Source organism: Paraflavitalea soli (assembly GCF_003555545.1).
Taxonomy (GTDB): Bacteria; Bacteroidota; Bacteroidia; order Chitinophagales; family Chitinophagaceae; genus Paraflavitalea; species Paraflavitalea soli.
The window spans coordinates 267,758-291,526 of sequence record NZ_CP032157.1 but is presented as its reverse complement, the minus strand read 5'-3'; the positions used below and the strand labels follow the sequence as shown (position 1 = coordinate 291,526).

Sequence of the window (23,769 nt, the reverse complement as noted above, 5' to 3'; positions counted from 1 at the left end):
CAATTACTACATCACATCTTCTGCCCTTTAGGGACATAAGACTATCTCGGGTTTTGAGATATACCAGATAGATCAATCACCTCCTGAGGAAATAGCATTACCGCTCGAAGATCATTGGGAGGCAATACATAGGACGTTCCGTCAATTATTCTTTTCAACGTAATATTTCTACCTTCCAAATTTAACCGCCGTATATCCGTCCATCGTAACCCCCTAAATACCAACTCTTTCCTGCGGTGCTCAAGAATCAGATCCAAGGCCGCAGTTGGCGATCCGGCATTTACAGGTGTAAACTCATTCTTTTTCCATCTTTTTTCTAATAACTTGTTCAGATCTGTCAAAGCAGCAGCGGTATTGCCGGCCCTTGCATAAGACTCTGCGCGGATCAGGTACATTTCGTCTGTAGCAATACCGTTAAAAAGTGTTCCATAATAGGAAGTGCCATCGTAGCTACCCTTGTAGCTCTGCGTTCCATCTCCATTCTCAAAGAAAAAAATTGACTTTCTTAAATCCTTTGCATCATAACTCGCATACAATGTCGTATCAATTTTGCCCGACGGATCAAAGAACAGGCTGATATAATCCATGTAACAATAATAGACTGTTTCCACATTGAAACGCTCAATGGGTGGAAATGCATTAATATCGAGTTGATTGTAATCCATCAATGCTCCGTTTTCTTTCAAACAGGCATCAGCATATTTCCCGGCATTTTCATAATCTCTCATCGAAAGATAAGTTCTTGCCAAGGCGCCGTTGGCAGCAGCTTTGTTAGGCCTCGATTTAGCTAAGGCAGTACTTGGAAGCAGCTCTATAGCCATTTTTAAGTCGCCAATGATCTGATCATACGTCTGCTTTACAGTTGAACGAACAGACTTTTGCTCAATGTCCGGAACAATTCTTAAGATAATTCCAAGATCGTCTCCGGCAGTCGGACCATAAGGTTTACAATACAACTGGGCTAGGTGGTAGAAAGCAAATGACCTGCAAAAAAGTGCTTGTCCCTTAATATTTTGATACTCGGGATCTGACTTAAACTGGTCAAATTTACCACTCTCCAATTCATCCAGAACAACGTTCGCAAAGTTAACAATCTGGTATACATACTTATAACTTGCGAGATAGGTTACATCCTTGTCCCACACATAATTTAAACGCTCTGTTATCCAGGCTGCATTCCAGTCTGTCGAACTAATATAATAATCATCAGAAGGCAATTCCAATAAGGCGGGATACTTCTGATTTATAATATCATAGTTATCCATCAGCGCTTGTAAATCCTTCAACTTAGTGGGTACAACCACTGTTTTGACAGGTTTTACATCCAGGTATTTTTCACAACTGGAACTCATCAATCCGGTTATAATTAACAGATAAAAAAAAGATTTATTTATTGATAAAGTCATTGTACACGGTTTAATCATCAAAAATTGAAACTACAACCTACAGCGCCACTCTTTGCCGGAGGTATGGCATTCATGTTGAAATCAGGATCATATTTAAGATCGCTGGCTTTCCATATCATCCAGTTCAGATTATTCAAATAACAATATACCTGAACCCCTTTGATAGGCAGCCACTTATTAACTGTATTCCATGAATAGGAAACCCGCACATCGCTCAGTCTGATATTATCACCTCGACGCACATTTATTTCTGACTGGGCATAAAACTTATCCCTGTTTGCATTAGCTGGGTAGGAAATAGATGGCACATTCGTCTTCAATTCATCCCCCGGCTGTTTCCATCGTTCAGCAAACTCATTGCTGCCGGGAAGAGCCCATGTATACAAGGATGAATAACTTAAGGAATTTTTCATATAATAGTAATCAAATCTGTAGGTGATATTAAAGGACAAAGCAAAACCTTTAAATGAAAGATTATTCATCAGGTTACCAAAATACAAAGGAACCGCACTTCCATGAAATACATGGTTCTTCAATGAATCATTCAATATCTTAACATAATCTGTACTAAGCCCCTTGTTTAAATAACCTTGCGGATTTCCAGTCGCAGGATCCAACCCACCCCACTTGTAGGAATATAGTCCCCAGGCAACTTGTCCTTCTATTGGATTTATACCAATAGAAGGTGGCTGAGCAGGGATACCAAGTTGTTGATTCTGATAATACTTTGTAACTATCGTCTTTGCATAACTGAAATTTAATACTGTATTCCAGGAAATCTTACCTTCCAGGTTCCTTGACATTAGGCTAAGATCAAAACCTCGCGTTCTTAAATTAGCAGCATTTTTATTGATAAAATTAAAAACATTATTTCCGACAGTAGGGTCAAGCGGGAAAGGAGCAATTACATCCTTTGATTTTTTAGTAAACCATTCAAACGTTCCTGAAATGCGGTTTTTAAGGACGGAAAAATCCAATCCCAGGTTTACAATACCAACCTCTTCCCATCTTAGATCAGGATTCGGAGGTTGGTTTACTACAGCATAAGGGAGGTTCGTATACGGATTAATATCAAGATAACCGAAGGTTGTGATCGCTGGTATATTATTATTACTATTACCAGTATAACCATAAGACGCCCTTAATTTCAAATTAGAAATGATTTCCGATTGAAAAAAGGATTCTTTGATAATATCCCAACTGGCGCCAACAGACCAAAGTGGCTTCCATTTGTTATTAGTTCTTACACCAAATAGATTAGAACCATCTCTTCTGGCACTGGCATACAAGGTATATCTATCTAGGTAAGTATAAGAGAGATTCCCCAAAAAAGAAGCTGTACGGTTTCTGCTCAAGCCATCCCCTGTATAATTCGGATTTGGTATGCGGGCAGAGCCACCAGCAAACAAAGGATAGGCTGTAGCATAATCAAGAGCTGTAGCATAAGTCGAAACTTCATCATCATACCCATAAAACCGCACTGAGGAAGAATTATTTTTATTGTCGCTGATTTCGGCTGCAACCAGCGCATTGAAGTGGTGTCTGCTATTAAAGGATTTTATGAACGATAATTGACCTCTGAAAAAATGGCCTGTAAGTTCGTTATACGACTTGTCAAGAATGTCTCCTACAGGGATAATTTGCTTGTAGGTATTTTTTTGTGTATATGAATTAATCAAATTTCGGGTAAAATACGATTGCGCACTTTGCAGGTTCCGGCCAGTGATATTTTGCTGGGCAAATTGATATTTAATATCACCTGTTAACCATTTGGTAAATTTGAATGTCGTACCGAAATTTAATATGACATTTTGCGTTCGGAGCCTGTTATTCTCCAAATTAATTTCATCCATTGGCCTATAGTGCCAGTCTAATAATTTCCCCACAGTATCAACGTAGGCCAGGCGCCTGTCACGTGGCAAGGCCAGATGCTGCCCATTCTCCTCAAGTTGAGCGTAGGGATAAATCTGCGACTTGCCACTTCCAGGATTAAGCTGGGGACTGAAAGAACTCGTCCGCGTCTCAGCCTGAGAAACATTAAGGCCTAAATTTAACTCGACAAAGCTGGCTGGACGAACACTTGTTGAACTATTTAGGGTATACCGCTGATAGTTTCCAGGTCCATTAACATTAGGCGTATTTTTGTCATAACCCAGCGATACTTGGTAATTAGCCATGGATGATCCCCCTGCAATGCTCAGGTAATTTTGAACATTTACTGCAGGCCTGTAAATTTTTGATTCGATCTCATTCCTTATATCGATATTCCGCAATTTGTTGATTTGACTGGCAGCTTCTGCTGACGATATTAATCCCTTTTTCTCCTTATTAAGGATTTCCACCACCGGTGAAATTACAGGGCGGCTGGAGGTATTATTCAGATCATTATTGTACAAACCTTTATCAAATAAGAACTTCTCCAGATCAATAAAATCAGAGGTACTTATCTGGTCAAAATAATGCAGATCGGGCTTTTGTTGAATGGTAACATTCGAGTTAAAATCAATCCTTGTAGACTGATTGTATTTCCCCTTCTTCGAAGTGATAACAATCACTCCGTTACCGGCCTTGGCACCCCAAATGGACGCAGCAGCAGCATCCTTCAGTATATGAATCTCTTCCACATCATTAGGATTAATATTCGATAATGTTCCATTAAAAGGGAAATTATCCAATATAATGAGGGGATTCATATTAGTGCCAGTAAGTGTGCTTATACCCCGGATCTGGATTCGACTATCGCTTCGCTTATCGAATAAAACCCCGTTGGCAACCCCATCCAATCTTGAAATGATATCAGTACCCACTTTTCTATTAAACAAAGCACTATCAACTGTTGTAACAGAGCCGACATATCTCGCTTTGCTTACTTTTTGATATCCTGAATTAATAGTCACATTTACTTCAGACAAAGTAGAAGTCCGGATTGCCAATTCAATTAAAACATCCGTCTTCCCATTCAGTTTATACTCGCGTGTTTCATAGTTTACGTTAGTGATCACTAATGTGGCATTTTCGTCCACGTCAGTTAAAATAAAGGCCCCATTCTCATCACTTGAAGTAGCCATGGATTCCCCTTTTACGCTTATCGTCGCTCCTGCAATAGGACCATTCTGGTTATTCAAAACTTTCCCCTTTACATCAATCCGTTTAAATAATTCGTTTTGTACAGGAAAACTTTTATTATCACTTTTTTGAGAAATAAAAACGGTTTTATTAATAATCTTAAACTGTAGTGGCTGGTTTTTCAAAGCCTGCTTCACAGCTTCCTCCAGCGTCAAATTTCGGAACTCCACCGTCACCGGCGCAACTCCCGAAAGCACCCCTGGATTATAAGCAAACCTATAATCCGTCTGCGCCTCAATCGCCGCAAACACTTTTACCAACGGCACTTCCCTGCCGGAATAAGTAACCTGCCCCTGGGTCCTGGCAGCTGCATGAAGACAGGTTACTGTCAATAAGATCATAGTCAGTTTCATAACCAATAGCAGTTTAGTTAGCCTTTTGCCATGGCGTTGGCTGTTGGGCAGGGACAATAAGCTATAGCCCCCGCGATCAGAGCTAAATGTCATAACTTTGAACGGGTTAAACGTGAATAATAAGGACCATTATTTTTTCATCGGATAACCTGTTAGCCGCACCAGCGGCGCGGTGGGGGTGCTCGTAACACTCCCATCTTTTTCTTTACCAGGTCTCCGGCCTTTGACACGGCTTAGACAAACCGTTGAAAAGCAGGAAAGGCAATCGAAGGGCACTTACAGGTATTAGAGTTTTTGAATAGTGCTGAGAAAAATAAAAGGAAAGTGTTTCAAGGAAAGATTTGATGGTATTGAAGTGCTCCTTAATGGGAGTAGGTGGGCTCATGATTGTTCAGTATTAATTGACTAATACTTAGCGAAAATGATTGTTTGCGGGCCTTTGGTTGGGAGAGCCGGCATGAATAATAAACAGAAAGTTGCTTCATCGTATGTTTAGTTTAGATCTGACTCGTGTAAATAAAATACCAAGGGAAAAAGGAGGCCCCCGACTCTCTGGAAAATAGGAAACTACAGTTTTAATAATCCTCCTGCCAGGGGTTTAACCTTTAAACGGGTATTTTAATGCAAGCAAACTCAGAAAATCTTATTCAAGGGATAAAGCTTAAGCACCAGTGGTCTATATTATTTCCGGACTGAAACAAATACAACTTTGCCTTCCATCCGGAACTGGAGGTTTTCTCCAATAGTTGCTTCCAACTGGGTTAACAGGTTTGATAAAGGTATTGTGCGTTCAACTGATCCATCTATAACGGGGCCGCCAGGCATGCCTGGCCCATATTTAATCTCCACCCCATACCATCGGGCGATTTGCTGCATAGCCTCTTTAATACCAGCCTTTTCAAACGTAAACCAACCTTTCATCCAACCGGTGGCTGCTGCTATATTAGCAGGACTGATGACTATCGCTTTTCCAGGTACCGACAACGCCTTTTGGCCCGGCAATAATTGACAGGCAGGAATTTGGTGGCTGTTGGAGCGGATCGTAACAGCTCCTTCTACCAGGGTGGTCACCTGGTTATCAGCATCATTGTACACGTTTACATTAAACCGGGTACCGGTAACCTCAATAATACCCTGAGCAGTTTTAACCCTAAAAGGTATCCGGGTCTTAGTTCCGGCAATATATTTTCGTTGAATGTCAAAAAAACCTTCTCCGGTAAGTTCTACCAAACGTTCATCTGCACTAAAAGATGGAGGGAATTTTAAAGAAGAAGCGGCGTTGAGCCATACACCAGAACCATCAGGCAGCGTTACCCGGTAAAACCCGCCTTCCGGCGTCGTCAAGGTATTAAAACCTATACTTTTTTGTGGATCAGGAGCTTCGTTTGTACCTGCAGGAGCGTATACCAGGCCATCCTGTGTCCGGCGGATCACACTACCATCCTGGTAAACAACCGTATCTTGGCCGGTGGCGCCCAATTGGATCGTGGAATGATCCGCCAATGTTAATATAGCTTGAGAGGTAGCCGGTGAAATATCAGTTGGCTGGTGTTGAGTAACTGGTTGACTGGGAGTTGATGGATTTCTATTTATACCCCAATAAGCAACTAATGAAAGGAGGGCCAACACAACAGCTGCCGCTGTGATACGAATAAACTGCATTCTAAAAACGTGCATCCGGATCACCTTGGGCAATCGCTTCTTTCCTGGATTAAATAAAGCGGCTTTTTGAGTATATAAGGCAAGTTCTTGGAGAGAATGATCAGTAAGGCTCTCCCGGGTAAAGCCATTCGCCTGTAACCATTGGTCCAGTTGCAATAGCTCATCTTCGCGTAAAAAATCACCTTTTACGTGCCTGGCAAGCAGATCACGCATTTCATAAGCCTTTTCCAACATGTACGAGCCTCCTGAGAATTAGTAATAAAATCGGTTGAGAGACAGTGCTCCCTGCTGAATAAACACATTCTTCAATTTTGTGTTAGCCATTTTGGGGAGGATAAAATGTATTTATTTTAATACAATTTGTATTACAGTAATAATCAAGCTACGTTCTGTATTATTTTTCTATTAATTATATGACCAGCAAGAGGATAGGATGGTCTTTTAGTTTCTTTTGAAGCCGCTTTAACGCTTTGAATTTAGCATTGCGTACAGCTTCCTCAGAAAGCCCCATTTCTGCAGCAATTTGGGCCATATCCAGCCCTTGTATGTACAATTCTAATATCTGGCGACGCTTTGGCGTAAGCAGGCTTATTTCGGCATGCAATTTCCGCAACAGCTCTACTTCTACAATAGCTCTTTCTGTTTCTTCGTCCAGTTCATCTGCTGCCAGGTCTTCCAACGAAAGCATAGGGAGATCGCCGGCGAAAAGCTCCTTTTTATTTTTATGGTGGGTCGTTCTCAGGTAATTATAAGCGCTGTTACGGCAGGTAACATATATGAATGCCATCAGATCGGGAAACCGGGCAAAATTTGCCCGCATCAACCATACTTTTTCGAAAGTATCTGCAGCAATATTCTCCGCTTCAAACCAATTTCCCGTAATGCCATTTGTATAATAAGTAATAGAAAAGAAATAATCATCGTACAGCCGCACAAACGCCTTCGAATTACCCGATTGGATTCCCTTGATCAGGTCCTCCCCTGCCTCCTGCGACATATGAATAGCTTTCTGCATAGCCCTTAAGATGCCAGATTGTTAGTTTATTGATACCATAAATAAGGCCCGGAGCCTGTTGTTCAGGGGATTCTCAACTTATTCAGGAACGTGGAATGGATACAAATATCACACAGGGAGGTTTAATTGTCAATAGCTTGGCAAGATAAAAAAATTTAATGCCTGTTTCACATTTACCCTTATATTTTTATACTTATAATAAACAAAATTTTGTAAATTACGGTAATCCTTGCACTTGGCCCACTGCAACAGTTACCTGCACTCATAAAGATCAGCACACCTGAAGCCATAGCCTAAAATCATAGTTAGCCTCCCCCACAGTTCAACAACACTCCATCCAACCATTTCGGACATTTCGGACAAAACGGTCTCCAACGGACAGGCACATTTGGTAGCAATGACTACTATTGCTACGTTTGCCCTGTCGCGCTATGATGACGAAAAGACAGCCAATAATGAAAGGAGAATATTGGGCAGGAAATAACCGGAATAGAGCAGCAGACAGTCCGGCCTTCAACAACCCATCAGCCGTAGATCAACCGTAGATCTGCCGTACTTCTGCCGACCATGTGCCGTATAAATAGCGTACTTGAAAAAAGCGAGCGGTTTTCACCAAAAACAGCCACTATTATATTGCTATTACCAGCCCATCCTGAATTGGAAACCTTACTCCATCCCATTTTAACACATCACCCCCATACTTACCACCCCATAGTTGTAAGTTTGCACAAATCCCCTGCATGCATTTGTACATTAAAAATATGGTTTGTGATCGCTGCGTACTCGTAGTACAGCAACAACTGGATAAACTGGGTCTCACCTATAACAATATACAACGTGGTGAGGTAGAGCTTACGCACACCCCCACCACGCTCCAATTACAAACCTTGCGGACAGACCTCCATGCCCTCGGCTTCGAACTGCTCGACAACAAAAAAAGCACCACCGTAGAGAAAATAAAGAATACCATCATCCAATTGATACACCATGCCGGCAACAATGCCATGCCCCTCAAGTTGTCCGTACTGCTGGAAGAAAAACTGCAGCTGGATTACCATTACCTCACCACCCTCTTCTCGTCCGTAGAAGGCGTTACCATCGAGAAATATGCCATCCTCCAGCGCATCGAAAAGGCCAAAGAACTATTGATGTATGATGAACTGAGCCTCGGACAGATCGCCGGCCAACTGGGTTACAGCAGCGTACAACACCTGTCCCAGCAGTTCAAAAAGATCACCGGCCTCACCCCCTCCCACTTCAAACAGTTAAAAGAAAACAAACGCACTCCCCTCGATAAGGTCTGAATTTAAACACTTTGAACAGGCCTTATTTCAATATTGGCATCCGTTTCCAGGATAGGACAGGCTTTGGCAATCTCAACAGCTTCAGAAATGTCTTTTGCCAGCACAATGGTGCAGCCACCAACAACTTCTTTCGCCGCACCGAAAGCAATATTGTTTATAGCCTTTGTGGTACCGCTGACCTGCGCACCTGACCGGTACAACTTCTCACTGGATACATGCCTTCCGTTTTTAACAAGATTACCTACCCAATCCAGCATCTTTACCGTAAGCAGCTGTAGCGCTTCAGGAGATTGGTTGGCGTCATAGACATCACTGCCTCTGAATAAGAGAATAAACTTTTCCATTAGTTTGACATTTAGATTGTTATAACCCCATAACGATTGAGTGGCCGGAATTGGACAAATGCAGCCAAATATTGGGACTCCCGGGTCCTGGATATCCAACTCCAATCCGACAATTATATACATCTCCTCCTTAATCATGTAACAATCCCCCTCCCACCCGGTCCTAACTTTACAAAAATGATCGGATTATGTCTACAGCAACAATCGGTAAACAAGCGCCTGCAATAACCAAAGCAGGCCCTCCCCATATACAGAAAGAAACTTTCCCCGTACTCGACATGACCTGCGCAGCCTGCGCCATCAGTGTAGAGTCCATGCTTAAATCAGTCCCCGGCGTACAAGATGCCGGCGTCAACTTTGCCAACCAAACCGCCTGGGTATCCTACGATGCCGCACTGGTCACACACCAGCAATTGCAGGCCACCGTGCGTTCTATTGGTTATGACCTCGTCATCGACAAAGAGAACCAGGATGCAGTAACAGAAGAAGCCCAACGCAAACATTACCTGCAGATAAAACAAAGGACCATTTGGACCTCTCTGCTTTCCCTGCCCATTGTCATTATTGGTATGTTCTTTATGAACATGCCTTACGGCAACTGGATCATGATGATCCTGGCTACACCAGTCGTATTTTATTTCGGCCACAGCTTTTTCGCCAACGCCTGGAAGCAAGCCCGCCACCGCAAAGCCAACATGGATACCCTCGTGGCATTGAGTACCGGTATTGCCTGGTTATTCAGCGCCTTTAATACCCTCTTTCCAGCCTTCTGGCACCAGCGCGGCTTGCATCCGCATGTGTACTTCGAAGCAGCGGCCGTAGTCATTGCCTTCATATCACTCGGCAAACTATTGGAAGAAAAAGCCAAATCCAATACATCCACTGCTATTAAAAAACTAATTGGCCTTCAGCCCAAAACAGTACTCCTGGTCACCCCTTCGGGAACCGTCACAGAGATCCCCGTAGCACAGGTGCAGGTAAACGATCTTTTACTGGTAAAGCCCGGTGAAAAAATACCTGTTGATGGTAAGCTTATGAACGGCGAATCGTATGTAGACGAAAGCATGATCACCGGCGAACCCATACCCGTGGCGAAGAAAGCAGGTGAACCCGTATTTGCCGGCACCATCAACCAGAAAGGAAGTTTTCAGTTCCGGGCCGAAAAAGTAGGAGCCGATACCCTATTGGCACAGATCATCAAAATGGTCCAGGAAGCCCAGGGCAGTAAAGCCCCCGTACAAAAGCTCGTAGATAAGATTGCCGGCATCTTTGTACCCGTGGTCATTAGCATATCCATCCTCACCTTCATTGCCTGGATGATATGGGGTGGCGATAACGCCTTTACCCATGCCTTACTTACATCTGTAACCGTACTCGTCATTGCCTGTCCCTGTGCCTTGGGCCTGGCCACTCCCACTGCTATTATGGTGGGCGTAGGCAAAGGTGCAGAAAACAATATCCTCATCAGGGATGCCGAAAGCCTCGAACTGGCTCACAGCGTCAATGCCATCATACTGGACAAAACCGGCACCATCACAGAAGGTAAACCTATTGTTACCGACCTTATCTGGAACAACCAGCACAATGAACGCCCCGGGCACCAGGCTGTTTTGCACGCCCTGGAACAACAATCCGAACATCCCCTGGCCCAGGCTATCCTGCAATACATTGAGCCAGGCACACAGCCAGTTTCATTCCAATCCGTTGAAAGCCTCACCGGCCTGGGCGTCAAGGGCATCCTCCAGGGAGTGACCTGGCTGGCAGGCAACAAAAAACTAATGCAGGAATACCAGGTAGTCATTGACCAGCGCTTATCTGCCAAAGCCGCCAGTTTGCAGGAAGATGCCAAAACCGTCATCTATTTCGCAGGCAACGGCCAACTCCTGGCCATCATCGCCATTGCAGATAAAATAAAAGATACAGCCGAAAACGCCATTAAAGCACTGATCCGTCAGGGTATTGAAGTACACATGCTTACCGGCGACAACCAGCACACCGCCGAAGCAGTGGCCCGGCAGGTAGGTATCAAATCCTTTAAAGCCGAAGTAATGCCTTCTCAGAAAGCCGCCTTCGTGCAGGAATTACAACAGGCCGGTAAAATAGTAGCCATGGTAGGCGATGGCATCAACGATTCACAGGCCCTGGCCCAGGCCGATGTAAGCATTGCCATGGGCAAGGGTGCCGACATTGCCATGGATGTGGCCAAGATGACCCTGATCACCTCCGACCTCAACAGTATTCCGAAAGCCCTGCAGCTGTCCCGTAAAACCGTACAAACCATCCGGCAGAACCTCTTCTGGGCCTTTATCTATAATGTAATAGGTATACCCATTGCGGCTGGCCTGCTCTATCCCATCAACGGCTTCCTGTTAGATCCGATGATTGCCGGAGCAGCCATGGCGTTAAGTTCTGTAAGCGTAGTGGCCAATAGCCTGCGGTTGAAGCTGGCCAAACTTTGAAGATTGAATGTCATCCTGAGCGATGTCGCCCTGAGCTGTCGAAGGATGGGTCGCCCTCCGGGGGCGGCTCACCCTGATTGAAAGGTGCCGCCGAAGGCTAACTAATAATTATATAAATACCAGCCACAATCCTGTAACAAGGGAGCCTGACTCCCTTAGTAATTTTACAACGTCAACCACCAATAACAATACTAAAAAGATAAACGATGAAAACAATACAATTTAAGACCAACATCAAATGTTTCGGTTGTGTAGCCAAAGTAACCCCCGAACTCAACAAGGCAGCCGGCGTAGACAACTGGACAGTAGACCTGCAAACACAGGACAAAATACTAACCGTATCCACCGAAGGGATCAATGACAACCTCATCAAAGAAGCGGTTGAAAAGGCAGGCTATAAAGCAGAGAAGCTAAACTAATACTAGGGTTCCCGTTTCAAACGCTCATGTTCTACGGGAGTCACTACCACCGGGTATTTCTCTATCGTCACATTGCTCGGGTCCAGGCCAAAGTTCACCATCTCTTTTACGCTGAGCAGTTTGAGGTTGAAGTAACTTTTCATAATGAAGTTCTTCCCGAAAGGCATATCATTATCAAAGGATAGGAATGAGTCAAGTATCAGGAAACGGAAATCGCCCACTTCGCTTTCCTGATAATACTGCTCATACCTTTCTGAAACGTCTACTTCGCCGCTTTTCACCAGGTCATTGACTACCTGCCTGAAGTAAAAGTCGATCCGGGGATCAATCCTGAAACCTAGATTGAATTCTATAAAATACACATCATTCTTCAAAAGGGTATCTACATGATAACGAAGTGCGTAAGGTTCGTCCAGTACATTTACATGCACAAACCAGTAAACATCTGCCCGTTTGGGCGACCGGGATAAGATTGAATCAATAGCTGTCTTTTCCACTTTCCGCGCCGAACCCGAGCTGGTGAGGTACACCAGGTTAGTAGCATATTTGGGGATCTTTTCATCGATACTCAATCGTTTCAACAGTTCGATATAATTTTCGATAGGCACCAGTTTGGTCAGTGCACGTTTAATACCCCGCCCTTTTTGCCAGATATACATCACCAGGAAAAGAGTTGCGCCGATCAGCAAAGTGATCCACCCTCCCTCTTTGATCTTTTGGAAATTAGCGATCAGGAAAGAGAATTCAATGGTCAGGAATACCGCCGTGATCAGCGTTACCCAGATACCCGGCACCCTTTTGACATACAGGTAAAAATTGATCAGCACCGTGCTCATAATCATCGTAAGCGTGACACTCAATCCGAAAGCCGCCTCCATCGCTGTCGATTCCCGGAAATGCAACACCATCCCCAGGCAACCTGCCAGCAAAAACCAGTTGATAAACGGTATATAGATCTGCCCCTTGATATTGCCGGGAAACACTACCCGGTGCCTTGGCCATATATCCAGCCGGATGGCTTCATTTATGAGCGTAAAGCAACCGCTGATCAATGCCTGGCTGGCAATAATAGTAGCCAGCGTAACAATGATGATCGAGGGCAGGTAAATAGCTTCCGGAACAATATGATAGAAAGGGCTTACAATACCCACCGTTTCACCCGTATGTTGCAGCAGCCAGGCAGTTTGACCTGCATAACTAAGGATCAGCATGATCTTAATAAAGATCCAGCTCACCCGTATATTGTTCCTGCCGCAATGCCCCATATCACTGTACAGCGCTTCCGCTCCCGTGGTACACAAAAAGATACTGCCCAGCAACCAAAAGCCGCCTGGCACTTCTTTCAACATCACCCACGCATAATAAGGATTGAGCGCTTTCAACACACCGGGCGTACCGCTCATCGCCATTAACCCCAATATGCCAATAAAGGAAAACCAGACCACCATCACCGGCCCGAATATCTTCCCGATCCGTTCCGTGCCAAATTGCTGGAAACAGAATAAGCCGATCAGTATTACGATCACAATAGGCACCGTATTGATATCCGGGTTTATTTTCCTTAATCCCTCGATCGCTGAAGCTACCGAGATCGGAGGCGTGATGATACCATCAGCCATCAGGAAGGCGCCGCCTGCCATGGCGGGGATCAGCAACCACTTACCCCAAAAACGGCGGATGAGCGCATACAGCGATAAGATCCCGCCTTCCCCTTTATTATCAGCCTGGAGGGTAATGATCACATATTTAAGCGTCGTTTGGAAAAACAAGGTCCAGAAAATGGCCGACAAGGCCCCCAATGCCACCTCCTCCGTGATCACCCGGTCATGAAAAACAGCATTCAACGTGTACAAAGGAGAAGTGCCGATATCGCCAAATACAATACCCGTGGCTATTAATACACCTGCCGCCGTTATACGTTTATGGAAGGAGGCAGCTGAAGTAGAACTCATATGCACTATTTAGAGCGCCAAAGTACTATAAAAAGAATAATGTGTAAACAAAAAAGGCACCCACCAGGCCCTTACCGTTTTACTGGTAAATACCCGGTCGATGCCGTTTAATTGTATTATGAAAGGTACGGTTGGGTAAACACCTGTTAAGGCGTCCTCGTTCTACCCATGATCAATGATAACAGGAATAATACGATAAAAATAAAGAACAGGATTTTGGCAATACCGGCAGCTCCGGCTGCTATGCCACCAAATCCGAAGATAGCCGCGATAATAGCGACTATTAAGAAAATTACTGTCCAGCGTAACATAACAAAAGATTTAATTGTTTACAATGGATCAAACTCCCGCGCTTTAAAAAGTGTTTCCATAAACAAAGGCAATGGTGCTTTCACAGGCTCGTGGGCTGCTGCCGCATCTTGCATGAATACAGTTACACTCGTTTGATCAGTTTGCTTCTTAGGCCTCTTTACAGGTCCAACACCAGGTCCTTTCAGCTTGATTAAGCGTTCCGGACTTTCAATCGTTTCCATGCTTTGCATATTCATACCTTGTAACAGGTAAAAACAATGCCCTGTGTAAAAGCCTGATGCTTATACAGATCATGCGTATTTAATTCCACGATATAGCGTGATTTTGCCCAAAAAGGCAACACAACTGCCTGCCTTACCGGCATTTAGGGGAAGCTAAAAATTATACGTAAAACTCACCTTCCCAAAGAAGGGAGTACCTGGGGTAAAATGTATCTCCGACACCGGAGCGGCCTCGTTGTACAAACGGCTTTCCGTGTCAAACTGCGTCTCCTTCCAGCGCACATCAAAGATGTTTTGAATCGCCAGTCCGATCTCATATTTTTTGCGGTTATAACCTACGAAAGCATCCGTGATAAAATAACCATTGGCCACTACACTATTGTCCTCATTCGCCGGCCTGTCCCCCATATAGCGGTACCGCAGCGACACATTAATGCCCGGCTTCGTCTTAACCGTAATACCACCAATGGAGGTGACCTGCGGCGCCAGCGGTAAATAGTTTTCGCCTTTGGGAGCGTCTGCCGCCCGGCCATGCGAATAGTTAAGGTCCACATCAGCATACAGCCAGCTCAAAGGTTGGTAACGCACCGAAAGATCAGCGCCATAACGCCTGCTCTTGCCACTGGGCTCTACAACCCCTTCATCCCCTACATATACAAACTCCTGGTCCAGCCACAGGTACCATATGGCGGCGTTCACCAGCAGATTGTTGGCCGGCTTCAATACCGTGCCCAGGTCCGAACCATAAGCTGGAGGCAGGATGGTAAGCCCGTTTTGTGGCACTACTACCCGCGTATCATTGGAATGAAAACCTTTTCCGCTGCTCAGGTAAAACTGCGCAAAAGGACTGGGATGATAGTAAAAACTTAGTTTGGGACTCAGGATATCCGCCGAAGCCTTTCCTTTTGTACCACCGTGCAGCTTATCGGTATATTGATCATGAAAATAATCATACCGTAATCCCGCATTGATGCTGAACAGCGAATTGAACCGGAAGGTCTCACTCAAGTAACCAGAGAGGTTGTTTTCTGCAATATCACCCAGCATCATAGGATTGGTAACCATCGTCCGGTCTTTCGTGCGGGATAATTCACTGCCATGCGTTCTGTCTATACGCACATGGGCGCCGATCTCTGAAACGATCTGCGTATTGCCGGCAAAGAATGTTTTATGGTAACTCCCATTATAACCAAACAGGTCCCGCTGCTCCCTTTGTTTGATCTGGTCGCCATTGATGGGATCTTCTTTAAAAAAAGTAAAGTTGGAGAATAGTTCAAACTGATACCGGGAATAATATACCTGGTTCTTCAGATAGGCCCCATGCCCCAGCGTGGTAGTCAGCAGCGCATTCGCATTCACACGGGAAGTTTTGCCGCCTTCATGCGGATCGATGGCCCCATACCAGCCGATCAGTTTACTGTCAACAGCCCGGTCAGGGATTTGCCCCGAGGCATCCCACTGACTGGAAAATAAAGAACCGGAAAAACTGAGTTGGTGGTGTTTGTTCAAAGCGCCCTGGTATTTACCAAATACGTTCACCCGGTTAAAATCCTGCGGATTGTCAAAATATCCTTTGGTATACATGTACTCAGAAGCGATATAGGCCGATTGCCCTTTGGCGCGTGTCTTTTCATTCAACAGGTTGAACATACCCACTGTACGCACCGTATTGAACATCCCCCCTTCCATCTTCACCGAATTATTGGGCAGCACATTGAAGGTCTTAAAATCTACAAAACCCGTAGTCGTGAAATTGCCTTTCTCTGCATAATAGGTGCCTTTCTTGAAAGTCACATTGTCAATTAGCTCCGGGATCACAAAATGGAGGTCCGCATATCCCTGGCCATGCGCATGAGAGACCATGTTCACCGGCATACCATCTACCCCGATATTGATATCCGTACCATGGTCAATGTCAAATCCACGCAGGAATATCTGTTCAGCCTTGCCACCACCCGCATGCTGGCCAATAAAGAGCCCGGGCACCATACGCAATATTTCCTGCGAATTGTTGATGCCACGCATTTTAATATCCAGCTTGCTGATCGGCTTGTATTGTTCACCAGCGCCGCCCAACACCGTCACCTGGCTCAGCTGTACCGAACGGGCCTTGAGCGTAATCCTATTACCTGCTTTTATAAAATCAGCCAGGCTGACCCTGGCCGGATCATGCCCTATAGCTGTCACCAGTAGCTGCCCATCGTCCCCCACCTGCCTGAAATAGAAGCGCCCTCTTTCATCCGTGATGGCCTGCTTCCCTTCGGGAAGAAGGGATATCGTAGCGCCTTCCACGGGCAATTGAGAGCCTGCAGCCATCACAACGCCGGATAACTCTTTCGTTTGTGCAAAAAGGAAAACAGGACACAGTAACAGGAAAAACACAAAGCAGGAACGCATGACAGCCAGTTTCTGCGAAATAACGATAAAATTCATCAAATTACAGGAGCCTGCGCCCCATTCGTCACGCAGCAGGGCCTTTTACAAAAACACTGTACATTTACCACTCAATTCACAACCACGATGCGCATCAAACCCCTGGGTACCCTGTCCTTATCATTCATGCTCCTGCTTGTATGTTGTAGCGCAACAGCCCAGGTAGTCCTGCATTTCGACAACCGCGTGGGCACCCAGTCATTGACCAACAGTCAAGGCGCCCATAAAACAACCGCCAACGAGCCCTTCACCGTCACCCTGCTTCAATACTATATCAGCAATATCGAACTTACCAAAGCCAATGGCGATAAATACATTATTCCCAAAAAAGAAAGCTGCTTCCTGGTAAAACAACACCTCGACTCCAGCAAATCCCTGGCGATCAATCTACCGGAAGGCCTGTATACGACCATTTCTTTCCTGGTGGGCGTGGATAGCCTCACCTCTACACTGCCCATTGAAGAAAGAACAGGCGTGCTCGATCCGGGTAGGGATATGGCTGCCAGTGAGAGCATGTACTGGACCTGGAACAGCGGCTATATTTTCTTTAAACTGGAAGGCAGCTCTCCGGCTATTCCTGCCGACAAAACAGGTTTCCGCGAATTTGAATACCATATTGGCGGGTATGGTGGTTACAACACCCCTACCCTCAATAATATCAGGCGCATTTCTCTCCCTTTACCGTCCAATGCTCCCCTGCGCGTACGCAACCACCAGAAAGCCGTTGTGCACATAAGGTTTAACGTGCAACAGCTATTGGACCGTATTGACCTGAAAAAACACCACCACATCATGCTTACACCCGAAAGCGCCCGCATTGCCGACAACTATGCCGCCGCCTTTTCGTATGGAGGCACAGACTACCCAAACAAGTAAGCATGAAGAAATGGTCCCTTGTATATATCTGTATGACCCTGGTGCTGGCGGCCACCTTATCAGGCTTTTTGAAGCAGGATGAGTTGACCTACTTTAGTACCCTGGCCGACAGTACTTTTCCAAGGCCTTCCAATTTCCCTGCACCCGTTTATGATTTCTCTAAAAATAAGTTCACGAAGATCAAAGTGGAACTGGGTAGAAGATTGTTCTACGATGGTATACTTTCAAAAAATGGCACCATCAGTTGTGGTACCTGCCATATCCAGGCAGCCGCTTTTTCCCATCACGGTCACCGTTTGAGCCACGGTATTTTTGATTCCCTGGGCGCACGCAATGCCCCTGCCCTGCAAAACCTGGCCTGGGCCAAAGCCTTCATGTGGGATGGTGGTGTGCCCGACCTCGATCTGCAGCCCCTCGTACCCATTACCAGTCATGTGGAAATGGGTGAATCAATGGCCAATGTGGTAGAGAAGATCAGCAAGGATCCTTACTACCCTACTTATTTTGGCGCCGCCTTCGGCAACCGCGAGATCACTACCGCCCGCGTCATGCAGGCCCTGAGCCAGTTCATGGCTGCCATGGTAAGTGCCAACAGCAAATATGATAAAGTGATGCGCAAAGAAGACAGCGTAACCTTTACTGATACCGAAGCCAAAGGGTATGCCGTCTTCAAAGCCCAATGCGCCTCTTGCCACAAAGAACCCTTCTTTACCGATTTCAGTTTTCGCAACAATGGATTGTATCCTTACAGCGAGGACTATGGGCGGATGGGCATCACTACCCGGCAAAGCGATAAATACCGCTTCAAGGTACCCTCCCTGCGTAATGTAGCCCTCACCGCACCTTATATGCACGACGGGCGTTTCAAGAACCTCGATTTTGTACTCCAGCATTACGTAATTGACATACAGCCTACCGACAATATTGATCCCCTCTTGATGCAGCCCTCCGGCAGAACCGGTCTGCCCCTCACCCCTGCCGATAAGGAAGCACTCAAAGCCTTTCTTTATACCCTCACCGATTCTACCTTTCTTAAAAACAAAGGCCTGGCAGAAGTGAATATCTGCCCCTCCTGTATAAGGTACTAGTTGACCAGTGGAAAGCCGCCGGCATTACTTTAAAAGCCTGCAATCGCCTATTTAATCCCCACCGACTCTTTCACCCCTGTAAAAATAGATTTCCATACCAGGTTGAAGAAGGATTTGGTTTCATCCCGGTCATAATGTACCGTAGCCCGGCGCACTTCCCCATTTTTGCCGGGGTTGGCATTCATTACCTTGATATTGGCCAGCATACTGGCAAACTTCTTTTTACTGAGCGAATTGTCTACAGTGTCTTTTTTAAGGAGCGTAATCTTCAGATCGTCGTATAGCACCGTGAGGTGCCCGTCGGCTGCATGATCATTGCCAGTAAAATTGAATTGCAGGCTCGTGATCGTGCCTGTTTCGATCTTGGCCAATCCCATAGGTTCTGTTAGCTCATTAACCCCTTTGGCACTCATACTCCCCATTTCTCCCGCAATCGTAAACTTCCCATTGTCCGGATAGAAATTGATTACAGCTTTAACAGGCGCCTTGTTCAGGAACTGTGCGTTGAACTGCATCCGCATAGGGTGTTGAGCCATGTCCTGTTTATAACTCGTTAGATTCGTTATCCGGAGTCCCGCATTGTAAAACTGTACCTTTCCGCTTTTCTCACTCTTCCCATTGCGCTCCTTGTATTCAATAAAGGAATTATGAAACAACGCCTGCCCTATATCCACTTCCATAGGGAGTTTCATGACCGCTTGCTGCGGATAAGTGCCCACCCGGCTCTTTTTATCATGCGGATACGAAAGATCACGGTAAATGCGGATGCTGCTCTTACCCGATATGAGCGAGTCAGCCTTTACCTGTTCCCGTAACAGAAGCGGTACGTTGAGGTTGGTGACCCTTACCTGCTGCAGGTCTATATCAAACCGGTCATTGGCATATTTGAACTGCTGCAGGAATTTCTGTTCCGGCATCCTGGGATCCATCACAAACCGGTGCACACTTAATTGTTTGGCCCCGCTGTTAAGGTCAATATCCCGCACTTCATAATGGTACAATTTGTTTTTACTCGTCCAGCTGGCTTTTTTACATTTTACCGCAGCCTGTTCCGCAAAGAGAATACGCGTAGTATCCTTATCATGCAAGCTGTCTACTGCAATACGGAGCAGGTCGATAGATACACTGTCAAACTGCATCCGGATATCCCCCGTTTTCCAGTCGCGGGTCACCAGCGTAGCGTTGACCACCGACAGCGTATCGATCTTGATCAGTTCCAGGTTGCCCAGTATTTGCCTGTACACCTCTTTATCCGGTACCGTTTTCAGCGAATCCTTGCCCTTACCCGTGAAAAAGAGGTCAATACGGGGAGCGTGGATGATCACTTTGCGGCCATCGATAGCACTGTTCAATAATGCTTTGGGCGTTTTTACGCCTTCTACGGTTAAGGAGGGTATATTGATCTGGATCAGTACCGATGGGGCATCATTGATGCTGACCAGGTGATTGTACACATTCGAATCCGGGTTCAGCTGCAGGTTCGTCACCGTAAGATTCCCGGCCACCTCATCGATATCCAGTTTACCCGTCTGTATGCCATACAGGTTATTCGTCTTATTGGCCACCGTTTGCGCCACACCGTCCTTAACGATCTTGCGTTTATAAATAGTCCAGGTCACAATTCCCCCGGCTACCAGGAGCAATAGGATGATGATGAATATTTTTCTTTTTGACATACCCTTACAGTTTAATGGGTTTTGATAACGGGTTATGGTCACTGGTCCCTCACTCGCTTTTCACTTCTATTGCTGGTCAAGCGATTCTGTATTCTAAATGCTGTCTTCTGTATTCTTCTAATGAAAAATGCGGTCCAACCCAAAACGATCAGACCGCATCTCACTTTCTAAGGGTGGTTTCTTTAAAACTTCCTTCAAGTGGATTCTTTAGCTGGCAACGGCGTAGAAATTGATCTGGCCGTTTTGCTTCTTATAGTAAACAGTCTCCGTCATCTTTACCCGTAGCAGGGTAAGTTTGCCGTTGCCTGTCAGTTCGTCGATCGCATGGTCCAGTGCAGCCGCACTCTCCGGAATAAGTGAAGGTTGTACCCGGTTGGCAATGCCTGTTACTTTCATATAGACACCTTTCACTTTGTCTACGAACTTCAGCGATACCGGAAATTTAGGCTGATCTACCGGTAACTCTTCCGCACAACAGCACCATAAATACTGGTTCGCATCTACAAATACTGTTTCTACCAGGAAACGATCCTGTGTCTCTTCTGTATCATGTACTTTCAATGCACCGAAAAAGGTTTTCTCAATAAAGCGTTTTACAAACTTCAGGTTCTCTGGCAGGATAAAGTTCATAGATCGATGTTTTAGTTGTTAGTATAGTCTGTTTTTGGGTTCAATGCTTTTTACGGCTACGGTCTTTCTGACTTTCCGTCTTCCGGACTTTGTCTTAAGCCAGGATCATCGGATGTAACTTATAAGGCCGGAGACTGGGTTTTTCCTGCAACAGGTATTTGCATATAGCGTGCCACCAGGATTGCAGCCGGCTCATCCTGCGTTCCCGTTGCTCAAAATAGGAAGCATGTTCTACACGTACTTTTACAAGCATCACACGTGAAAAGGAATGGAGTACGGGTGAAGCCGTAGATCCTGTCAGGTCCTTGATCTCCGCTGCATCCGTGATTACCAGGGCCTCGCCCGATACCTGTAAGAAAAAGGGCTTGCCTTTTCGGTAAAAGTCCAGGCGCGCCGGAAACGCTTTGTCGCCCTCCTCTATAAACAGGTCAGGATTGTGCAGGAAGAACCAGATATTCCCTTCTTCATCTACCCGCAGAACAGATATAATGGAAGTGGGTAACTTAAAAGTAGCATTGCCAGTATTCGAAAAAAGGGCGCTGCCGATTTCATGGATGCGGTCTCTTAAGAAACCTACTTGTATATCGCTAAGCATAAGTGTAGATTTTAACATTGTATTTTCAAACGATATGCCCATACCAGGGCTAACCTTAATTTGTAGAACTAGTTACCCAAGGACGGGAAGCAAATTAAAAACAGGTTAATGCGCCCCCTCGTTTGGGGAATCAGTACACTACATTATACAACTACAGGTTCTTCTTCTCACCCCGGCAGTAAAAGAAAAGAGGCGTCAAATGGCCTGGCTTTTTTATTGAATGGGATAGCTTATAACATTATCGATTATGGCAACTAAACGTTCCCAAGAAAAAAGCCTGAAGTGGCCCCGCCTGTTCAATAAGCTCAGCGCTAAACTCACCCGCGCCTCCGGTAGCCCCACAGCCAGCATCCTCGCCTTTATACTGATCATAGGATGGGCTTTAAGCGGGCCTTTATTTGGATTTTCAGATACCTGGCAGCTGGTCATCAATACCACCACCACCATCATCACCTTTCTGATGGTGTTCATCATCCAGCAAACGCAGAACAAGGATACCATCGCTATTCATTTAAAGCTGAATGAATTGATTGCCTGCCATGAAAAAGCCAGCAATCGCCTGGTGGATATTGAGGACCTCACAGAAGAAGAGCTGAGTGTGATCAAGAAGTACTACACCAAATTGTCAGAACTGTCCGAAAAGGAAAAAGACCTCCACAGTTCCCATTCCCTCGATGAGGCTGATGAAAACCACGAGCAAAAAACAAAAAGCCAAAAGAAACCATTACATGCCTGAAACAGCCGTCGATACCACCCATTTAAGCCACCAGCAAATGCTGGTCATTGACCAGGACTATGAACGCACCGCCAAAGTAGCCGCCCTGGTATATGTGAGCGATACCATGCCTGGCATTAGCAGATTGAAAAAGGGAAAAGGCTTTTCCTTTCTATACCAAAACAAACGGCTACAGAATAAAGCACAACTCGACCGCATTCGCAAACTGGCCATTCCGCCAGCCTGGACAGCCGTATGGATATGTCCGCTGGAGAATGGCCACCTGCAGGCCACCGGCAAGGATGCCCGCAACAGGAAACAATACCGGTATCATGCAGCCTGGCAGGCAGTACGGAACGAAACCAAGTTTCACCGCCTGTATGAATTTGGGAAAGCGTTGCCTGTGCTGAGACTACAAATGGAAAAGGATATTTCCCGCAAAGATCTCTGTGAAGAGAAAGTGCTGGCTACCGTAGTCAGCCTCATGGAAAGGACCTATATCCGGACCGGCAGCCAGAGCTATGAAAAGCTGTATGGCTCCTATGGCCTTACTACCCTAAAAGACAAACATGTAGCGATAAATGGACATTCCATCCAGTTCAGCTTCCGGGGGAAGAAGGGCATCAACCACACCATATCAGTAAAAAACAAGCGGTTGGCCAGGATCGTACAGGCCTGCCGCGATATACCCGGTAAGGAACTATTCCAGTATTACGACGCCGATCACAACAGAAAAAGCATTGACTCCGGGATGGTGAACAATTACATCAAACAAATAACCGGCTTTGAATTCAGCGCCAAGGATTTCCGTACCTGGGCAGGCACGTTAAACATACTCCATAGCTTCAAGAGTATTGGGGAGGCTTTTACCGAAGCCGGGCGCAGGAAAAAAGTAGTGGAAGCCCTGGACGAGGTCAGCGTTCAATTGGGCAACACCCGGTCAGTATGTAAAAAGTATTATGTACATCCCGGCATCATAAGGCTGTATGAAGAAAACAACCTTCAAAAATACCTGAAGGAGTTGGATACCCTCGAAGAACCCGACGACAAGACCGGCCACACCGCCGAAGAGAAGGTGTTGATGAAGATCCTGAAAGCCCTTCAGTAAACCGAAGTCCGATCTCCCTTTTGTCATCTCGAACGCAGCGCAGCGGAGTGAGAGATCTGCTATCGAAGCAAACGA

19 protein-coding genes are annotated in these 23,769 nt (G+C 45.6%); 7 read left to right on the top strand and 12 right to left on the bottom strand.

Annotation, left to right across the window (positions count from 1 at the left end; genetic code table 11):
* Positions 1–41: 41 nt before the first annotated feature.
* The 4 genes from D3H65_RS01130 to D3H65_RS01115 form a co-directional block, all read right to left on the bottom strand.
* A complete protein-coding gene (locus D3H65_RS01130; protein WP_162915334.1) occupies positions 42–1,406 on the bottom strand; it encodes a RagB/SusD family nutrient uptake outer membrane protein in 1,365 nt (454 codons plus the stop codon).
* 17 nt (positions 1,407–1,423) lie between these two features.
* On the bottom strand, positions 1,424–4,885 hold the full coding sequence (locus tag D3H65_RS01125) for a SusC/RagA family TonB-linked outer membrane protein (protein ID WP_162915333.1): 3,462 nt from the start codon (positions 4,883–4,885) through the stop codon (positions 1,424–1,426).
* Positions 4,886–5,566: 681 nt separating this feature from the next.
* Positions 5,567–6,760 carry a FecR family protein gene (locus tag D3H65_RS01120; protein ID WP_162915332.1) on the bottom strand — a complete coding sequence of 398 codons (1,194 nt, stop codon included), beginning with the start codon at positions 6,758–6,760 and terminating at the stop codon, positions 5,567–5,569.
* A 196-nt stretch (positions 6,761–6,956) separates the two neighbouring features.
* Positions 6,957–7,562, bottom strand: coding sequence for an RNA polymerase sigma factor (locus D3H65_RS01115; RefSeq protein WP_119048495.1), 606 nt, complete (start codon positions 7,560–7,562; stop codon positions 6,957–6,959).
* Between the two features lie 740 nt (positions 7,563–8,302).
* Here D3H65_RS01115 and D3H65_RS01110 point away from each other — a divergent pair.
* Positions 8,303–8,866 carry a helix-turn-helix domain-containing protein gene (locus D3H65_RS01110; RefSeq protein WP_119048494.1) on the top strand — a complete coding sequence of 188 codons (564 nt, stop codon included), beginning with the start codon at positions 8,303–8,305 and terminating at the stop codon, positions 8,864–8,866.
* Between the two features lie 2 nt (positions 8,867–8,868).
* Here the strand turns inward: D3H65_RS01110 and D3H65_RS01105 are convergent, their stop codons facing one another.
* The gene (locus tag D3H65_RS01105) at positions 8,869–9,210 is read right to left on the bottom strand and encodes a YciI family protein (RefSeq protein WP_162915331.1); all 342 of its coding nucleotides are present in this window, start codon (positions 9,208–9,210) and stop codon (positions 8,869–8,871) included.
* Positions 9,211–9,398: 188 nt separating this feature from the next.
* On the opposite strand from D3H65_RS01105, the gene D3H65_RS01100 reads away from it, so the two are divergent.
* A complete protein-coding gene (locus D3H65_RS01100; protein WP_119048492.1) occupies positions 9,399–11,669 on the top strand; it encodes a heavy metal translocating P-type ATPase in 2,271 nt (756 codons plus the stop codon).
* Positions 11,670–11,875: 206 nt separating this feature from the next.
* Entirely contained in the window at positions 11,876–12,088 is a 213-nt protein-coding gene (locus D3H65_RS01095) for a heavy-metal-associated domain-containing protein (protein ID WP_119048491.1), read from the top strand.
* A gap of 2 nt (positions 12,089–12,090) precedes the next feature.
* On the opposite strand, the gene D3H65_RS01090 is transcribed toward D3H65_RS01095, so the two are convergent.
* From D3H65_RS01090 to D3H65_RS01075, 4 genes are all read right to left on the bottom strand, one after another.
* Positions 12,091–14,040 (bottom strand): KUP/HAK/KT family potassium transporter, encoded by a 1,950-nt coding sequence (locus tag D3H65_RS01090; RefSeq protein ID WP_119048490.1) that lies wholly within the window; start codon positions 14,038–14,040, stop codon positions 12,091–12,093.
* 146 nt (positions 14,041–14,186) lie between these two features.
* Complete coding sequence (locus D3H65_RS01085) at positions 14,187–14,351, bottom strand: DUF1328 family protein (protein WP_119048489.1); 165 nt, start codon at positions 14,349–14,351, stop codon at positions 14,187–14,189.
* 18 nt (positions 14,352–14,369) lie between these two features.
* Positions 14,370–14,573, bottom strand: a complete 204-nt coding sequence (locus D3H65_RS01080) for a hypothetical protein (RefSeq protein ID WP_162915330.1) — start codon at positions 14,571–14,573, stop codon at positions 14,370–14,372.
* A 153-nt stretch (positions 14,574–14,726) separates the two neighbouring features.
* Positions 14,727–16,970 (bottom strand): TonB-dependent receptor, encoded by a 2,244-nt coding sequence (locus D3H65_RS01075; protein ID WP_162915329.1) that lies wholly within the window; start codon positions 16,968–16,970, stop codon positions 14,727–14,729.
* Positions 16,971–17,093: 123 nt separating this feature from the next.
* Here D3H65_RS01075 and D3H65_RS01070 point away from each other — a divergent pair, with 123 nt between their 5' ends.
* On the top strand, positions 17,094–17,882 hold the full coding sequence (locus tag D3H65_RS01070) for an MbnP family protein (RefSeq protein WP_119048486.1): 789 nt from the start codon (positions 17,094–17,096) through the stop codon (positions 17,880–17,882).
* Between the two features lie 2 nt (positions 17,883–17,884).
* The gene (locus D3H65_RS01065; RefSeq protein WP_119048485.1) at positions 17,885–18,970 is read left to right on the top strand and encodes a cytochrome-c peroxidase; all 1,086 of its coding nucleotides are present in this window, start codon (positions 17,885–17,887) and stop codon (positions 18,968–18,970) included.
* A gap of 47 nt (positions 18,971–19,017) precedes the next feature.
* On the opposite strand, the gene D3H65_RS01060 is transcribed toward D3H65_RS01065, so the two are convergent.
* From D3H65_RS01060 to D3H65_RS01050, 3 genes are all read right to left on the bottom strand, one after another.
* Complete coding sequence (locus D3H65_RS01060) at positions 19,018–20,646, bottom strand: hypothetical protein (RefSeq protein WP_119048484.1); 1,629 nt, start codon at positions 20,644–20,646, stop codon at positions 19,018–19,020.
* A 207-nt stretch (positions 20,647–20,853) separates the two neighbouring features.
* Positions 20,854–21,276 (bottom strand): hypothetical protein, encoded by a 423-nt coding sequence (locus D3H65_RS01055; RefSeq protein WP_119048483.1) that lies wholly within the window; start codon positions 21,274–21,276, stop codon positions 20,854–20,856.
* A 94-nt stretch (positions 21,277–21,370) separates the two neighbouring features.
* On the bottom strand, positions 21,371–21,871 hold the full coding sequence (locus D3H65_RS01050) for a pyridoxamine 5'-phosphate oxidase family protein (RefSeq protein ID WP_162915328.1): 501 nt from the start codon (positions 21,869–21,871) through the stop codon (positions 21,371–21,373).
* Positions 21,872–22,118: 247 nt separating this feature from the next.
* Between D3H65_RS01050 and D3H65_RS01045 the strand changes: the two genes are divergently transcribed.
* Together D3H65_RS01045 and D3H65_RS01040 are read left to right on the top strand one after the other, a co-directional pair.
* Positions 22,119–22,607 carry a low affinity iron permease family protein gene (locus D3H65_RS01045; RefSeq protein ID WP_119048481.1) on the top strand — a complete coding sequence of 163 codons (489 nt, stop codon included), beginning with the start codon at positions 22,119–22,121 and terminating at the stop codon, positions 22,605–22,607.
* Positions 22,600–23,694 carry a DNA topoisomerase IB gene (locus tag D3H65_RS01040; protein ID WP_119048480.1) on the top strand — a complete coding sequence of 365 codons (1,095 nt, stop codon included), beginning with the start codon at positions 22,600–22,602 and terminating at the stop codon, positions 23,692–23,694. The genes D3H65_RS01045 and D3H65_RS01040 overlap by 8 nt, the downstream gene beginning before the upstream one ends.
* Positions 23,695–23,769 lie beyond the last annotated feature (75 nt).

What these genes read in the sequence shown, in the direction of transcription:
- D3H65_RS01120 (WP_162915332.1), bottom strand. Translation starts at nt 6,760, where the DNA reads ATGCGTGATCTGCTTGCCAGGCACGTAAAAGGTGATTTTTTACGCGAA.
- D3H65_RS01055 (WP_119048483.1), bottom strand. Translation starts at nt 21,276, where the DNA reads ATGAACTTTATCCTGCCAGAGAACCTGAAGTTTGTAAAACGCTTTATT.
- D3H65_RS01100 (WP_119048492.1), top strand. Translation starts at nt 9,399, where the DNA reads ATGTCTACAGCAACAATCGGTAAACAAGCGCCTGCAATAACCAAAGCA.
- D3H65_RS01075 (WP_162915329.1), bottom strand. Translation starts at nt 16,970, where the DNA reads ATGCGTTCCTGCTTTGTGTTTTTCCTGTTACTGTGTCCTGTTTTCCTT.
- D3H65_RS01090 (WP_119048490.1), bottom strand. Translation starts at nt 14,040, where the DNA reads ATGAGTTCTACTTCAGCTGCCTCCTTCCATAAACGTATAACGGCGGCA.
- D3H65_RS01130 (WP_162915334.1), bottom strand. Translation starts at nt 1,406, where the DNA reads ATGACTTTATCAATAAATAAATCTTTTTTTTATCTGTTAATTATAACC.
- D3H65_RS01080 (WP_162915330.1), bottom strand. Translation starts at nt 14,573, where the DNA reads ATGGAAACGATTGAAAGTCCGGAACGCTTAATCAAGCTGAAAGGACCT.
- D3H65_RS01085 (WP_119048489.1), bottom strand. Translation starts at nt 14,351, where the DNA reads ATGTTACGCTGGACAGTAATTTTCTTAATAGTCGCTATTATCGCGGCT.
- D3H65_RS01060 (WP_119048484.1), bottom strand. Translation starts at nt 20,646, where the DNA reads ATGTCAAAAAGAAAAATATTCATCATCATCCTATTGCTCCTGGTAGCC.
- D3H65_RS01095 (WP_119048491.1), top strand. Translation starts at nt 11,876, where the DNA reads ATGAAAACAATACAATTTAAGACCAACATCAAATGTTTCGGTTGTGTA.
- D3H65_RS01040 (WP_119048480.1), top strand. Translation starts at nt 22,600, where the DNA reads ATGCCTGAAACAGCCGTCGATACCACCCATTTAAGCCACCAGCAAATG.
- D3H65_RS01050 (WP_162915328.1), bottom strand. Translation starts at nt 21,871, where the DNA reads ATGCTTAGCGATATACAAGTAGGTTTCTTAAGAGACCGCATCCATGAA.
- D3H65_RS01110 (WP_119048494.1), top strand. Translation starts at nt 8,303, where the DNA reads ATGCATTTGTACATTAAAAATATGGTTTGTGATCGCTGCGTACTCGTA.
- D3H65_RS01115 (WP_119048495.1), bottom strand. Translation starts at nt 7,562, where the DNA reads ATGCAGAAAGCTATTCATATGTCGCAGGAGGCAGGGGAGGACCTGATC.
- D3H65_RS01045 (WP_119048481.1), top strand. Translation starts at nt 22,119, where the DNA reads ATGGCAACTAAACGTTCCCAAGAAAAAAGCCTGAAGTGGCCCCGCCTG.
- D3H65_RS01105 (WP_162915331.1), bottom strand. Translation starts at nt 9,210, where the DNA reads ATGGAAAAGTTTATTCTCTTATTCAGAGGCAGTGATGTCTATGACGCC.
- D3H65_RS01065 (WP_119048485.1), top strand. Translation starts at nt 17,885, where the DNA reads ATGAAGAAATGGTCCCTTGTATATATCTGTATGACCCTGGTGCTGGCG.
- D3H65_RS01070 (WP_119048486.1), top strand. Translation starts at nt 17,094, where the DNA reads ATGCGCATCAAACCCCTGGGTACCCTGTCCTTATCATTCATGCTCCTG.
- D3H65_RS01125 (WP_162915333.1), bottom strand. Translation starts at nt 4,885, where the DNA reads ATGAAACTGACTATGATCTTATTGACAGTAACCTGTCTTCATGCAGCT.